Source organism: Brevibacterium sp. FAM 24630 (assembly GCF_049804075.1).
Taxonomy (GTDB): Bacteria; Actinomycetota; Actinomycetes; order Actinomycetales; family Brevibacteriaceae; genus Brevibacterium.
The window spans coordinates 68297-81874 of the sequence record NZ_JBNBZD010000003.1; the positions used below are offsets into that span (position 1 = coordinate 68297).

Genomic DNA, 13578 nt, shown 5'->3' on the forward strand with positions numbered 1-13578 from the left:
GGAAGAACCCACATTGGCTGACGAGAACGATATCGGAACAGAAATCAACCGGGTCGAGCAGGTCGATCTCAACCTCGAGATGCAGAGGTCGTACCTCGATTATGCAATGAGCGTGATCGTCGGTCGTGCCCTGCCCGACGTCCGCGACGGACTCAAACCGGTCCACCGTCGTGTGCTCTACGCGATGTTCGACGGCGGCTACCGCCCCGACCGCAACTTCTCCAAGTGCTCCCGTGTCGTCGGCGACGTCATGGGTCAGTACCACCCGCACGGTGACACGGCGATCTACGATGCCATGGTCCGCCTCGTGCAGCCGTGGACGATGCGCTACCCGCTCGTTGCCGGCCAGGGCAACTTCGGTTCTCCGGGCGACGACGGTGCGGCCGCACCCCGTTACACCGAGTGCAAGATGGCACCCTTGGCCATGGAGATGGTCCGGGACATCGAAGAGGGCACCGTCGACTTCCAGGACAACTACGACGGGCGCAACCAGGAACCCATGGTTCTGCCCTCCCGGTTCCCGAACCTTCTGGTCAACGGTTCCGCCGGCATCGCCGTGGGCATGGCCACGAACATCCCGCCGCACAATCTCCGTGAGGTCGCCGCCGGCGCCCAGTGGCTGTTGAGCCACCCCGAGGCGAGCAAGGAAGAGGCCCTCGAAGCTCTGCTCGGCATCATCAAGGGCCCCGACTTCCCGATGGGTGCGACGGTCCTCGGCCGCAAGGGCATCGAGGACACCTACCGCACCGGACGCGGCTCGATCACTCAGCGCGCCGTCGTGGAAGTCGAAGAGATCCAGGGCCGCACCTGCCTCGTCGTCACCCAGCTGCCGTACATGGTCAACCCGGACACTCTGGCCGCGAAGATCGCCTCCTACGTCAAGGACGGCAAGGTCGCAGGCATCGCGGACCTGCGCGATGAGTCCTCGGGCCGCACCGGCCAGCGCCTGGTCATCGTGCTCAAACGCGATGCCGTGGCCAAGGTCGTGCTCAACAACCTCTACAAGCACACCTCGCTGCAGGAGAACTTCTCGGCGAACATGCTCGCGCTCGTCGACAGCGTGCCGCGCACGCTGAGCATCGACTCCTTCCTGCGCCTGTGGGTCAAGCACCAGATCGAGGTCATCGTCCGACGCACGCAGTTCCGTCTGCGCAAGGCCGAGGAACGTGCCCACATCCTGCGCGGCTACCTCAAGGCGCTCGACGCCCTCGATGAGGTCATCGCCCTCATCCGTCGGTCCCCGTCCTCCGACGAGGCCCGGACCGGACTCATGGAGCTGCTCGAGGTCGACGAGATCCAGGCCAATGCGATCCTCGACCTGCAGCTGCGCCGCCTGGCCGCCCTGGAACGCCTGAAGATCCAGGAAGAGGCCGACAAGATCGAACAGCTGATCGCCGAGTACAACCACATCCTCGAAACGCCCGCTCGCCAGCGGGAGATCGTGTCCGAGGAACTCGACGAGATCGTCGATCGCTACGGCGATGACCGCCGCACGAAGATCCTCGCCGGATTCGACGGGGACGTCTCCATCGAGGACCTCATCCCCGAAGAGGAAGTCGTCGTCACCATCACCCGCGGAGGCTACGCGAAGCGGACGCAGACGAACCTCTACCGCGCTCAGCACCGTGGCGGCAAGGGCATCAAGGGAGCCGCTCTGCGCGGTGATGACGTCGTCGAACAGTTCTTCGTCACCTCGACGCACAATTGGCTGCTGTTCTTCACGAACACCGGCCGGGTGTACCGGGCCAAAGCCTATGAGCTGCCCGAGGGCTCACGCGACGCGAAGGGTCAGCACGTGGCGAACCTGCTCGCGCTGCAGCCGGGTGAGTCGATCGCGAAGGTCCTGTCCATCCGCGACTATGAGGAAGCGGAGTTCCTCATCCTCGCCACCCGTTCGGGTGTCGTGAAGAAGACGCGTCTGAGCGAATACGACTCGAACCGCACCGGCGGTGTCATCGCCATCAACCTGCGCGAATACAAGGGGCAGCCCGATGAGCTGGTCTCGGCCCGCATCGTCGGTTCCGAAGACCACCTGCTGATGATCTCGCGCAAGGGCATGTCGATTCGCTTCGCTGCCGACGACGAGTCGATTCGTCCCCTGGGCCGAGTCACCGGAGGCGTCACCGGCATGAAGTTCAAGGGCGATGACGAACTGCTGACGATGGATGTCGTCCAACCCGACACCTACGTCTTCGTCGTCACCGAAGGCGGATACGCGAAGCGGACCCCCGTCGACGAATACCGTCTGCAGGGCCGTGGCGGTCTGGGAATCCGGGTTGCCAAGATCACCGAACAGCGCGGAGACTTGGTGGGCGGGCTCATCGTCGAAGAAGGCGAAGAGGTCCTCGTGGTCATGGAGAAGGGCAAGATCGTTCGGTCGAACATCGATGAAGTTCCGGCGAAGGGACGCAACACCATGGGTGTTGTGTTTGCGAAACCGGGCAAGAAAGACCGTATCATCGCAGTGACCCGTGGTCCCGAGGCCGAGGTCGAGGACGAAGTTGAAGACGATGCCGAAGTCCCGGAAGGTGAGGTCGCAGAGCCTCAGACCGGCAACGAGGATGTGGAAGAGTGAGCGATAGCAAACAGCCAGGCTCAGGCAAGATCATACGGACGTCGAGCGGCTCGACGCGGCTGACGGCGGGTTCGTCGAAGAACGACGCGAAGTCAGCCGAAGCGACCGGCAGCGGCTCCGGTCAGGGGGCGTCCGGTCCGGCATCGTCCGGTCAGGGCTCTGCCAACCAGACCTCACAGAAGGCCACGGTCGTCGCTCCGCCCGCGCCGAAGGCTTCGCCGAAGCCCGGCAGGGCTCCTTCGACAGGTTCGGGACCATCCGCGCACACCGGCGCCCAGGAGGCGGCCACGGCCGGCTCCCAGGCCTCCGGGTCTCAGCCGGCCGGGTCCCAGCCGACCGGCTCGCAGGGGTCGGGCGGCGGAAACCGCACAGCCACCTCGGCGATGGGAAGCGCTTCCAACACCGTCCGCGCCAGCTCCGGCGGCGTGAAGATGGGTGTGAAGAACATGGTCGACAGCGGCAAGGGCAAGAAGAAGAAAGGCCCTCGCACCGTCCGCCTCACCGTCTCCGCGGTCGACCCGTGGTCGGTCATGAAGATGTCGTTCCTGATGTCCGTGGCCATCGGCATCGCCACGATCGTCGCCTTCATCGTCCTCTGGGTCGTGCTGCAGGCGACCGGTGTGATGAGTGGTCTCGAATCGACGATGAGCGAACTCGCCGGCGCCGAGTCGGCCGAGCGCATCGTCGGCATCTTCGGCTTCGGCCGAGTCGTGGCCGCCGGGTTCATCATCGCCGTGATCAACATCGTGCTGATGACGGCTCTGTCGACCCTGGCTGCGTTCATCTACAACATCGGATCCCTCATCGCCGGTGGCTTCAGCCTCACCCTCACCGACGACTGACCCCATTTGCTACCCGACGGCGGCCCAGCAACTTGGCGCGAGGTTGCTGGGCCGCCGTCGGGTAGTGCTGGGTGGGAGTGTGGCTGTGAGGCGAGTCACTGGAAGCCGATTTGTGTTTGTCGGCAGGGGTTGGGTATCGTTTTACTTCGGGTTCACCCCGATAAGGGCCTATAGCTCAGGCGGTTAGAGCGCTTCGCTGATAACGAAGAGGTCCCTGGTTCAAGTCCAGGTAGGCCCACGTCCCCAGTTCGGGGATTTCCTTTCGAGGAGGATCATGAGGAAGTGGATTCTCAGCGGTCTCACAGCGGTGGGACTGGGAGTGTTCTTCCGGTGGCGGCACCTGAATCAGAGTGCCCAAGCCGAATGGTCCGAACACACCGACTCGGTGTGAGGGTGAGAGCCCGATTCGGGGGTATGGCGCAATTGGTAGCGCATCTGCTTTGCAAGCAGAGGGTTAGGGGTTCGAGTCCCCTTACCTCCACTCGAGTAGTTTTGAGACAGCACTCGTAACACGAAGGCTCCGAACCATTGCGGTTCGGAGCCTTCGTCGTTCGCTGAGTACTCGGGTTATGGGCCGGGCCCTTGAGACCGGGAGTGCTTCAGGCTCGCCAATATCCGAGGTAGCCGTCGATGAGGCCGTCATAGGTGTGCAGGGTGCGGTTGTTGTTGAAGTTCTGGTGCCACACCTGTCCCTCGTAGTAGATGCCGATGTGGCCGTAAGCAGAGGTGTCGTTCCCGGTGCCCCAGACGAGGATGTCGCCGTTCTCGAACTTCTGGTCCGTGTGCCAGGTGAAGCCATTCTGCTTCATCTTGGTCCCGCCGGAGCCGCCGGACTGGTAGTCGATGGCCTCGCCCCACGCGCCGTGGTCGACACCGTGGACCTCTTCGAGCGCCCGGGAGATGAGGCTGACGCATTCTCCCTGATACCTGCCCTGGGAGTTCGCCGGCGACTGTCCTTTGTAGTGGTTGAGGAAGTCTCCGATGCTCGAGAACTTCTTCTCCGCCTCCGGGCTCGCCGAGGCCATCGATCCGGTGCCGAGCACGGCGGCTCCGGCGATCATCGCGGTTGTCATGGTCTTCGTGGTGACGTTCTTCAGAGTCATTCTCTTCTGTTCGCTCCGGTCGACTGATTGACATGGAGGCGTGCCCGAAGTGGGCTCGTGACTTCCGCTGTCGACGCTAACAGCGCCGGAATGAACATCCGATACGTCGAATCGAAGAGACGGTGAACTCGCTCGCCATCGCAGATCCCGGTGACCTCGCCGAGGCGGGACCGGACGCCACCGATGCCCGCCGTGACGGAGATCGCTGAGGTTTCGGGTTCTCCCCACTATCGGCCGGAAACGGGAATACGTTAGTCTGAGTTGCTGTTCTTACTTTCGTCTGCGCGCCGATTCGGCATCTGCGTGCGGCCTCCGCCCACATCCAGGGCCCCACAGATACATCCGAACGGAGCACCGTCTTGTCCAGCGACAGCTCACCCGCACGCGCGCAGGCCCCGCAGCAGGAGACCATCGATCCCGCCGGGATGCGGGTCATCTGGCTGCTGCTCGTGGCCGCCTTCGTGGCCATCCTCAATGAGACCACGATGGCCATCGCCATCCCCGAGCTCAACGCCTCCCTCGACATCCCGCCGGAACTCGGCCAGTGGATGACGAGTGCCTTCATGCTCACCATGGCCGTGGTCATCCCGACCACCGGCTTCCTGCTCCAGCGCTTCACTACGCGCCAGATCTTCCTGGCCGCGATGATCCTCTTCAGCGCAGGCACCCTCATCTGCCTCGTCTCACCCGGCTTCTCACTCCTGCTCATCGGCCGCATCGTCCAGGCCGGCGGTACGGGCATCATGATGCCGCTGCTGATGACGACGATGATGAACGTCGTCCCGCCGCATTCGCGCGGCCGCATGATGGGCCGCGTCGGCCTCGTCATCTCCCTGGCCCCGGCCATCGGACCGACGATGTCGGGCATCGTCCTCGACAGCCTCGGCTGGCGCTGGCTCTTCGCCATCGTCCTGCCGATCGGCCTCGTCGCCCTGGGACTCGGCGCGAAGTGGATGACCAACCTCGGCGAGTCCACCCACGCTCCCATCGACGTCCTCTCGATCGTGCTCTCCGCGCTGGGCTTCGGCGGCATCGTCTTCGGCCTCAGCCAGTTCGGCTCCGGCGGTTCCGGCGGTGGCGCTTCGGCCGGTCTGGCCTGGAGTGCGATCGGCGGCGGCGTCGTGTTCCTCGGCTTCTTCGTGTGGCGTCAGCTCGTCCTGCAGCGCCGCGACGGCGCCCTGCTCGACCTGCGCGTGTTCAACTCCCGCAACTACGTCATCTCCGTGGTCATCATGGCCGTGGTGGCGCTGGCGATGTTCGGCACCTTCTCCCTGCTGCCGCTGTACCTGCAGAACGTCGCCGGGCTCAACGCCACCCAGTCGGGACTCGTGCTCCTGCCCGGATCGGTCCTCATGGGTCTGCTCGGTCCCGTCATGGGTCGCATCTACGACGCACGGGGCCCGAAGACGCTGCTCGTCCCCGGCACGATCCTCATCGCCGTGGCGATGTTCTCGTACTCGATCGTGACTCCGGCGACGCCCACCTGGGTCCTCGTCGTCGTCCAGACCGGGATGTCCGTGGGCCTGGCCGCCTCGTTCACACCGCTGTTCTCGGCGTCCCTGGGTTCGCTCGACCGTCGCCTGTACTCGCACGGCTCGGCCGCGCTCAACACCCTGCAGCAGGTCGCGGGTGCGGCGGGCACGGCCCTGCTCATCTCGATCTACTCCGCGGCCCTGCACTCCGGTCAGGCCGCCGGTCGGACCGTGGCCGAGGCCGGTGCTCCCGGTGCGCAGACGGCGTTCCTGCTGGCCGCGGTCATCGCGCTCGTGTCCGTCGTCCTCGCCTTCTTCATCAAGAAGCCCGAAGACCAGGAAGATCACACCGCCGAGGTGGTCGAACCGAGCGCCGGCGCACCCGCGGAATGATCGGCGCACCGACCGCATGACCGCTGTCCCGGGGAACCCCGGGACAGCGGTCGCGTCTGTGGCCGCCTCGGCGAGTTCGACTCCGCCCTTGGTACGGTGACGTCATGACCTCCTCCGCGCATTCGGATCCGACTCACTCGCATCCGACGCACTCCCCCGAGATCCAATCGGACGTAAGGGTCCGCGGGGCGAGGGAGCACAATCTGCGCGATATCGATCTCAGCGTGCCCCGGGACGCACTCGTCGTGTTCACCGGAGTGTCCGGGTCGGGCAAATCCTCCTTGGCCTTCGGGACCCTGTACGCGGAATCCCAACGCCGCTACCTCGAATCCGTGGCCCCCTACGCCCGGCGACTCATCGATCAGGCCGGAGTCCCGGACGTCGATTCGATCACGGGCATGCCGCCGGCCGTGGCCCTGCAGCAGCAGCGCGGCGGACGCAGCGCCCGCTCGAGCGTCGGCAGCATCACGACCGTCTCCAGCCTCGTGCGCATGCTCTACTCACGGGCTGGCCACTACCCGGACGATGAGCCGATGCTCCTGGCCGAGGACTTCTCGACGAACACCGTCGAAGGCGCCTGCCCTGAATGCCATGGGATCGGCCGCGTCTACGAGGTGCCGGAGGAGAGGATGGTCCCGGACCCGACGCTGACGATCAGGGAACGCGCGATCGCGTCTTGGCCGAAGGCCTGGCACGGTCACCAGCTGCGCGATGTGCTCGTGGCCCTCGGCTACGACGTCGACGTGCTCTGGCAGGACCTGCCGCGCGAGCACTGCGACTGGATCCTCTACACCGAGGAGACCCCGCACCTTCCCGTCCACTCCCGGCTCACCCTCGCCGAGGCGCGCGAAGCGATCGCCGCGGGCGCCGAACCGACCTACTCGGGAACGTTCGTCGGTGCCCGGAAATATGTGCTCGACACCTTCGCGAACACGAAGAGCGCAGCGATGAAACGGCGGGTGGCCGAGTTCCTCACCGCCGGACCCTGCCCGGTCTGCCACGGCAAGAAGCTCAAACCCGAAGCCCTGTCCGTGACGATCGCCGGGCTCGACATCGCCGAATTCTCCGCTCTTCCGCTGCACGAACTCATGACCGTCCTCAACGAGGCCGTCGCCGCGGCCAAGGCATCATCGGACGATCCAGCCGCGGACCGTCATCCGACCACGGCAGATCCCTCCGCGGAGAAGCGGGCGACGACGGTCCGCCTCGGCGAGGGTCTCATCGACCGACTGCGACCCATCAGCGATCTCGGGCTCGGATACCTCTCGCTCGATCGGACCACCCCGACGCTGTCCGGAGGGGAGCTGCAGCGTCTGCGACTGGCCACGCAGCTGACCTCGGAGCTCTTCGGCGTCGTCTATGTGCTCGACGAACCCTCGGCCGGTCTGCACCCGCAGGACGTCGACGCTCTTGTCGGCATCCTCGACGGGCTGAAGGCGCGCGGCAACAGTCTCTTCGTCGTCGAACATTCCGTCGACATCATGCGGCACGCCGACTGGCTCGTCGACATCGGACCCGGGGCCGGCGAACGCGGCGGAGACGTCCTCTACAGCGGCCCCACGGCCGGTCTCGCCGAGATCGAGGACTCCGTGACTCGGGGGTACGTCTTCGGCAATCGCGGACTGGACCCGCACGAACCCCGCTCACCGCAGGGTTGGATGCGATTGGAGAACATCCGACGCAACAACCTCGACGATGTGAGCCTTCAGGTCCCGCTGGGAGCGCTCACCGCGGTCACCGGTGTCTCGGGTTCAGGAAAGTCCAGCCTGGTCAGCCAGGTGCTTCCCGTGGTCGTCGGCGACCGGCTCGGTGCTCCCGCCGAGGCTCGCGAAACCGAACCCGAGGGCGACGAGCTGCTGCTCGTCGACGGATCCGAGGAACTGCGCGGCAGCGTCACCGGCGATCTCACGGGCATCCGTCGGGTCGTGAGCATCGATCAGAGACCCATCGGCCGCACCCCGCGCTCGAACGTTGCGACCTACACGGGCCTGTTCGACCATGTGCGTCGCCGCTTCTCCGAAACTCCCGAAGCCCGAGAACGCGGCTACAGACCCGGCCGGTTCTCCTTCAACGTCGCCGGCGGCCGCTGCCCGACCTGCGAAGGTGAGGGCTCGGTGATGGTCGAGCTGCTCTTCCTGCCCTCGGTCTACACCGAGTGCCCGGACTGCCACGGAACCCGCTTCCAATCGAGCACCCTCGAAATCGTCTGGCGCGGACGCAATGTCGCCGAGATCCTCGACATGAGCGTCGAAGAGGCCCACGAGTTCTTCACCGGCGAATTCGACATCCTCCGCTCGCTGACCGCACTCATCGACGTCGGACTCGGGTATCTGCGCCTCGGCCAACCCGCAACCGAACTCTCAGGCGGCGAAGCCCAAAGGGTCAAGCTCGCCAGCGAACTGCAGCGCTCACAGCGCGGAGACACACTCTACGTGCTCGACGAGCCGACGTCGGGGCTGCACTGCGCCGATGCCGACCGTCTCGTCGCTCACCTGCAGAGACTCGTCGATGCCGGCAACACCGTCGTCATGGTCGAGCTCGATATGCGGGTCGTCGCCGTCGCCGACCACGTCATCGAGCTCGGTCCCGGGGCCGGAGACGACGGCGGACGGGTGGTGGCCGCGGGCACACCCGCGGACATCGTCGCCGACGGGGCGGGCCCCTCGGCGAGATACCTGGCCGCGGCACTGTCCGCCGACCGGTGATCTCAAGCACACGAACCCTGCTGCCCGGCCCCCGCGAACCGCAGAATCAGACGGATCGCGGGGGCCGATGCGATTGTTGGAGACGTCTAAGTCTCAGTTGTCCGTAGACACACCCGATTCGCGCCGGGAAGTCTGGAAGACATGCCCACAGCACTTCTTCGCCGCATCACGGTGTGCCTGCTCATCGCCGCACCCGCCGTGGTGCTGCGCATCACCGGCACCGAGGCGGCCCCCGTCCTCGATCTCCTCGCCTTCGGCACCGCGATCGTCGCTGCCGCCTTCCTCCTGGCCTGGGCCGCCGAGGCGGTGCAGAAGGACATCTCGGGAGCCCTGGCGATCGCCCTGCTGTCGCTCATCGCCGTCCTCCCCGAATACGCCGTCGACCTCTTCTACGCCTTCCGTTCCGGTTCCGATCCCGACTACCTGCACTTCGCGGCCGCGAACATGACCGGATCGAACCGGCTGCTGCTCGGCTTCGGCTGGCCGCTCGTGGTCATCATCGCCCTCCTCGCCGCCCGCCGGATGACCAAGCGCAGGGCCGCCGACGCACCGGCCTCGCTGCGACTCGAGCCCGGCAGTCGGATGGACATCGGGTTCCTCATCATCCTCGGTGTCCTCGCCTTCGCCATCCCGCTCATCGGCAGCATCCCGATATGGTTCGGCATCGGGCTCGTGCTCATCTTCGCCGCCTACCTCTGGTGCGCCGGCCGGTCCGCCGGAGACGCGGAAGGCGAATTCGTCGGTGCCGCCGCCGACATCGCGGCAATGCCGACGAGGGGCCGACGGGCGACCGTGATCGCCTTGTTCGTCGTTTCCGCGGCGATCATCCTGCTCAGCGCCGAACCCTTCGCCGAGGCGCTCGTGGCCTCGGGGCAGAGCCTCGGCATCGACAGCTACTTCCTCGTCCAATGGCTGGCCCCTCTGGCTTCCGAGGCACCCGAGTTCGTCATCGCCGCGATGTTCGCCCTGCGCGGGATGGGCGGGGCGGCGATCGGCACGCTCATCGCCGCCAAGGTCAACCAGTGGAGTCTGCTGGTCGGGTCCCTGCCGATCGCGCACTTCGCCGGCGGGGGCGGGTTGGGGCTGCCCCTGGACCCTCGCCAGGTCGAGGAGTTCACGCTCACGGCCACGCAGACCATCCTCGGCGTGGCGATCATCCTCGCGCTGCGCTTCCACTGGGCACCGGCGCTGGGCCTGGCGGGACTGTTCGGGCTGCAGTTCTTCGTCACGGACACGTCCGGACGCTTTGTGCTCTCGGTGATTCAGGCGGGACTGGCGATCGTCTTCCTCGTCCTTCACCGTCGCCACATCCTGCCCACGCTGGCCGCACCCTTCCGCCGATCCGGGCATGAGAGCTCAGATGAAACCCGCGGTGATGCCCTCGCCGAGGCGGCACCCACCGATCGGGCGAAGGCACGTGCGTAGAATGACGATCATGCCGCGCCCTGCAGTGACTCGGATGGTCGAGGACTATGTCACCCTCATCTGGAAGGCCTACGAATGGCCGGGCGGTCGCCCCGCCACGACGGATCTGGCCGAACAGCTCGGTGTGACCGCCTCGACGGTATCGGCGAACCTCAAGAAGCTCGCCCGGGACGGCTATATCGACTACGAACCCTATGGGCAGATCGTCCTGACCGACGCGGGGCGGCGGACTGCCGTGGAGATCGTCCGACGCCACCGGATCGTCGAAACCTACCTCGTCGAAGCCCTCGGACTGACCTGGGACCAGGTCCACGAGGAGGCCGACCGGCTCGAACATGCCGTCTCCGACCTCGTGCTCGAGCGGATGAACGCCGCCCTCGGAGACCCGGACCGGGACCCGCATGGCGATCCCATCCCCGATGCGCACGGGCACACCGCTTCGTTCCCGAGTCGCCGTTTGGAGGAGACCACCCCCGGGGACGAGGTCTCGGTTGTCCGTGTCTCCGACCGGTCTCCCGAGCTGCTGCGCTATCTCACCGACCGAGGGATCGTCATCGGCACGCGCCTGACGGTGACGGCGATCAGCTCAGCGGCGTCCTCGATCGCCGTGGACATCGACGGTGAGAGTGTCGAACTCGCCCTCGACGCCGCCGAGGCGATCCGCGTCGAACCCGCGCTCGGCTGAACCGTCGACTCTGCTCCGGTGTGAGGCTCTCAGGGGTTCGAGTTCCCTTACCTTGCTCCCATCATCTGCCGGGACGTTCCCACAGCACCGTGTCGAGGGTTCTCACAGCACCTTGTTGAGGAAGGACTTCGTGCGCTCGGACGTCGGGGCCTTGAAGATCTGCTGCGGTGTCCCCTCCTCGACGATGGCGCCTGCGTCCATGAACAGCACTCTGTCGGCGACCTCACTGGCGAAGCCCATCTCGTGGGTGACGACGACCATGGTCATCCCCTCCTCGGCGAGCTGCTTCATCACAGCGAGCACTTCGCCGACGAGTTCGGGGTCGAGCGCACTCGTGGGCTCATCGAAGAGCATCATCTTCGGTTCCATCGCCAGGGCCCGCGCGATGGCCACGCGCTGCTGCTGACCGCCGGAGAGCTGTGCGGGATAGGCCTCGGCCTTGTCACCGAGGCCGACCTTGTCCAACAGCTTCAGCGCCCTGTCCCGCACAGCCTGCTGACTGAGGCTGCGCACCTTCCGGGGTGCCAAGGAGATGTTCTCGAGCACGCTCATGTGCGGGAAGAGGTTGAACTGCTGGAAGACCATGCCGATCTCCGTGCGCACCTCATTGATGTTCGTGTTCTTGTCAGTGAGGCTCTTGCCGTCGATGACGACCTCACCGCTCGTGATCTCCTCGAGCATGTTGAGGCAGCGCAGGAACGTCGACTTGCCGGAACCGCTGGGCCCGATGACGCAGACGACTTCCTGCGGCTCGACCTCGCAGTCGATGCCCTTGAGCACTTCGTTGTCACCGAAGGATTTGTGCAGATCGGATACGCGGATGATCATCAGTGAGTCAGCCTCTTCTCCATGACATTGAGGACCTTCGACAGAGTCAGCGTGATGACCAGGTAGAAGATCGCGACCGTCGTATAGATCTCGACGGCGTTGAAGTGGTTGGACGCGACGAGGCGGCCCTGGAAGATGAGTTCGGGAACGAGGATGACCGACAGCAGCGAGGTGTCCTTGATGCTGATGATGAACTGGTTGCCCAGCGGTGGGATCATCCGCTTGAACGCCTGCGGCCAGATGACATAGCGCATCGTCAGGTGCTGGGAGAGCCCGAGAGACCGTCCGGCCTCCATCTGCCCCTTCTCCACCGACTGCACCGCGCCGCGGACGATCTCGGCGATATAGGCTCCGGAGTTCAGGCCGATGACGACGATGCCGGCGGTCAGTGAGGGAATGTTGAAGCCGATGATGAGCGGCAGGGCGAAGTAGATCCAGATCGCCTGCACAAGCACGGGGGTCCCGCGCAGGACCTCGATGTAGACGGTCGAGAGGCTGTAGACGATCCTGCTGCGGGAGATGCGGCCGAGGCCGAAGATCGCACCGAGGATGAAGCCGATGATGAGTCCGACGACGGAGACGAGCAGCGTGTAGTACAGACCCTGCAGCAGTGCCGGGATGTAGTCGATGACTCCGACCCAGTTGAATTGGGCTAAGCGGGACATATCTTCCTTCCACAGGACTGCGGGCACGGGATGGCTCCCCTGCCCGCAGTCCGCTGTGCTCTCACAACTGGGATGTCAGTCTTCGGCCGGTGGTTCTTCGCCGAACCATTCCTTGTACATCTCCGCGTACTTCCCGTTCTCCTTGATGGTGGCCAAGGCTTCGTCGACGGCCTTGACGAGGTTCGGGTTGTCCTTGGAGATCGCGATGCCGTAGTCCTGCGCTTCGAGCAGGTCGCCGACCATCTTGAGCTTGTCCTCACCTTCGGTGCGGATGTAGTAGGCGACGTTGGGCTGATCGTAGAGGACCGCGTCGGCACTGCCGGACTCGACCGCGAGGTAGGCCTGGTCGAGCTGTTCGTAGGTCTTCGCCTCGGCGCCGTCGATGTTCTCGTCGATGTAGGCGGCACTCGTCGATCCGAGGCGGGTGGCCACGGTCTTGCCGTCGAGGTCGTCGATGCTCTTGATGTCGTCATTGTCGGTGGGCACACCGAGGATGAGACCGGACTTGTAGTACGGGTCGGAGAAGTCGATCGTCTGCTTGCGTTCGTCGGTGATGCTGATGCCGGCCACGGCGAGGTCGAAGGATCCGGTCTGGAGACCGGGGATGATGCCGTCGAAGTTCGTCACTTCCTGTTTGAGTTCGAACCCGGCTTCATCGGCGACAGCCGTGATGAGGTCGATGTCGAAGCCGACGTATTCGCCGCCCTTCTTGAATTCGAAGGGCACGAACGAGGTGTCTGTGGCGTAGGTGTACGTGTCCTCGAGCGGCGCATCCTCGTCGTCGCCGCCGGAGGAACAGGCCGAGAGTCCGGCGGTCAGGGCCAGTGATGCCGCGATCGCAATTCCGGAGAAGAGTCGCTTTCTCAATTTCACATCTGCCTCACA

10 protein-coding genes and 2 tRNA genes are annotated in these 13578 nt (G+C 65.2%); 8 read left to right on the plus strand and 4 right to left on the minus strand.

What is annotated here, in order from left to right; genetic code table 11:
• The first annotated feature begins 13 nt into the window (after nucleotides 1-13).
• The 4 genes from gyrA (at nucleotide 14) to ACPUD7_RS03225 (ending at nucleotide 3898) form a co-directional block, all read left to right on the plus strand.
• Nucleotides 14-2575 (plus strand): DNA gyrase subunit A, encoded by a 2562-nt coding sequence (gene gyrA, locus ACPUD7_RS03210; RefSeq protein WP_425119098.1) that lies wholly within the window; start codon nucleotides 14-16, stop codon nucleotides 2573-2575.
• Nucleotides 2572-3417, plus strand: a complete 846-nt coding sequence (locus ACPUD7_RS03215) for a DUF3566 domain-containing protein (RefSeq protein ID WP_240689565.1) — start codon at nucleotides 2572-2574, stop codon at nucleotides 3415-3417. Before gyrA ends, ACPUD7_RS03215 begins: the two co-directional genes overlap by 4 nt.
• A 164-nt stretch (nucleotides 3418-3581) precedes the next feature.
• Nucleotides 3582-3655, plus strand: a tRNA-Ile gene (locus tag ACPUD7_RS03220).
• 170 nt (nucleotides 3656-3825) lie between these two features.
• Nucleotides 3826-3898 (plus strand) — tRNA-Ala (locus ACPUD7_RS03225).
• Between the two features lie 118 nt (nucleotides 3899-4016).
• Here ACPUD7_RS03225 and ACPUD7_RS03230 read toward each other — a convergent pair.
• On the minus strand, nucleotides 4017-4520 hold the full coding sequence (locus ACPUD7_RS03230; protein ID WP_135537698.1) for a CHAP domain-containing protein: 504 nt from the start codon (nucleotides 4518-4520) through the stop codon (nucleotides 4017-4019).
• Between the two features lie 425 nt (nucleotides 4521-4945).
• Here ACPUD7_RS03230 and ACPUD7_RS03235 point away from each other — a divergent pair, with 425 nt between their 5' ends.
• The 4 genes from ACPUD7_RS03235 (at nucleotide 4946) to ACPUD7_RS03250 (ending at nucleotide 11200) form a co-directional block, all read left to right on the plus strand.
• A complete protein-coding gene (locus ACPUD7_RS03235; protein ID WP_135537878.1) occupies nucleotides 4946-6385 on the plus strand; it encodes a DHA2 family efflux MFS transporter permease subunit in 1440 nt (479 codons plus the stop codon).
• A 104-nt stretch (nucleotides 6386-6489) separates the two neighbouring features.
• A complete protein-coding gene (locus tag ACPUD7_RS03240; protein WP_425119099.1) occupies nucleotides 6490-9090 on the plus strand; it encodes an excinuclease ABC subunit A in 2601 nt (866 codons plus the stop codon).
• 141 nt (nucleotides 9091-9231) lie between these two features.
• Nucleotides 9232-10515, plus strand: coding sequence for a sodium:proton exchanger (locus ACPUD7_RS03245; RefSeq protein WP_425119100.1), 1284 nt, complete (start codon nucleotides 9232-9234; stop codon nucleotides 10513-10515).
• A 10-nt stretch (nucleotides 10516-10525) separates the two neighbouring features.
• Complete coding sequence (locus ACPUD7_RS03250) at nucleotides 10526-11200, plus strand: metal-dependent transcriptional regulator (RefSeq protein WP_425119101.1); 675 nt, start codon at nucleotides 10526-10528, stop codon at nucleotides 11198-11200.
• A gap of 102 nt (nucleotides 11201-11302) precedes the next feature.
• Here ACPUD7_RS03250 and ACPUD7_RS03255 read toward each other — a convergent pair whose 3' ends face one another.
• The 3 genes from ACPUD7_RS03255 to ACPUD7_RS03265 form a co-directional block, all read right to left on the minus strand.
• Nucleotides 11303-12028 (minus strand): amino acid ABC transporter ATP-binding protein, encoded by a 726-nt coding sequence (locus ACPUD7_RS03255; protein WP_276606420.1) that lies wholly within the window; start codon nucleotides 12026-12028, stop codon nucleotides 11303-11305.
• Nucleotides 12028-12693, minus strand: a complete 666-nt coding sequence (locus ACPUD7_RS03260; protein ID WP_135537694.1) for an amino acid ABC transporter permease — start codon at nucleotides 12691-12693, stop codon at nucleotides 12028-12030. Before ACPUD7_RS03260 ends, ACPUD7_RS03255 begins: the two co-directional genes overlap by 1 nt.
• A gap of 75 nt (nucleotides 12694-12768) precedes the next feature.
• Complete coding sequence (locus ACPUD7_RS03265; RefSeq protein WP_425119102.1) at nucleotides 12769-13566, minus strand: transporter substrate-binding domain-containing protein; 798 nt, start codon at nucleotides 13564-13566, stop codon at nucleotides 12769-12771.
• Nucleotides 13567-13578 lie beyond the last annotated feature (12 nt).

Bases quoted from the DNA above. Each gene is read 5' to 3' on its own strand.
- ACPUD7_RS03230 (WP_135537698.1), bottom strand. From the start codon at position 4,520: ATGACTCTGAAGAACGTCACCACGAAGACCATGACAACCGCGATGATC.
- ACPUD7_RS03235 (WP_135537878.1), top strand. From the start codon at position 4,946: ATGCGGGTCATCTGGCTGCTGCTCGTGGCCGCCTTCGTGGCCATCCTC.
- ACPUD7_RS03240 (WP_425119099.1), top strand. From the start codon at position 6,490: ATGACCTCCTCCGCGCATTCGGATCCGACTCACTCGCATCCGACGCAC.
- ACPUD7_RS03245 (WP_425119100.1), top strand. From the start codon at position 9,232: ATGCCCACAGCACTTCTTCGCCGCATCACGGTGTGCCTGCTCATCGCC.
- ACPUD7_RS03250 (WP_425119101.1), top strand. From the start codon at position 10,526: ATGCCGCGCCCTGCAGTGACTCGGATGGTCGAGGACTATGTCACCCTC.
- ACPUD7_RS03255 (WP_276606420.1), bottom strand. From the start codon at position 12,028: ATGATCATCCGCGTATCCGATCTGCACAAATCCTTCGGTGACAACGAA.
- ACPUD7_RS03260 (WP_135537694.1), bottom strand. From the start codon at position 12,693: ATGTCCCGCTTAGCCCAATTCAACTGGGTCGGAGTCATCGACTACATC.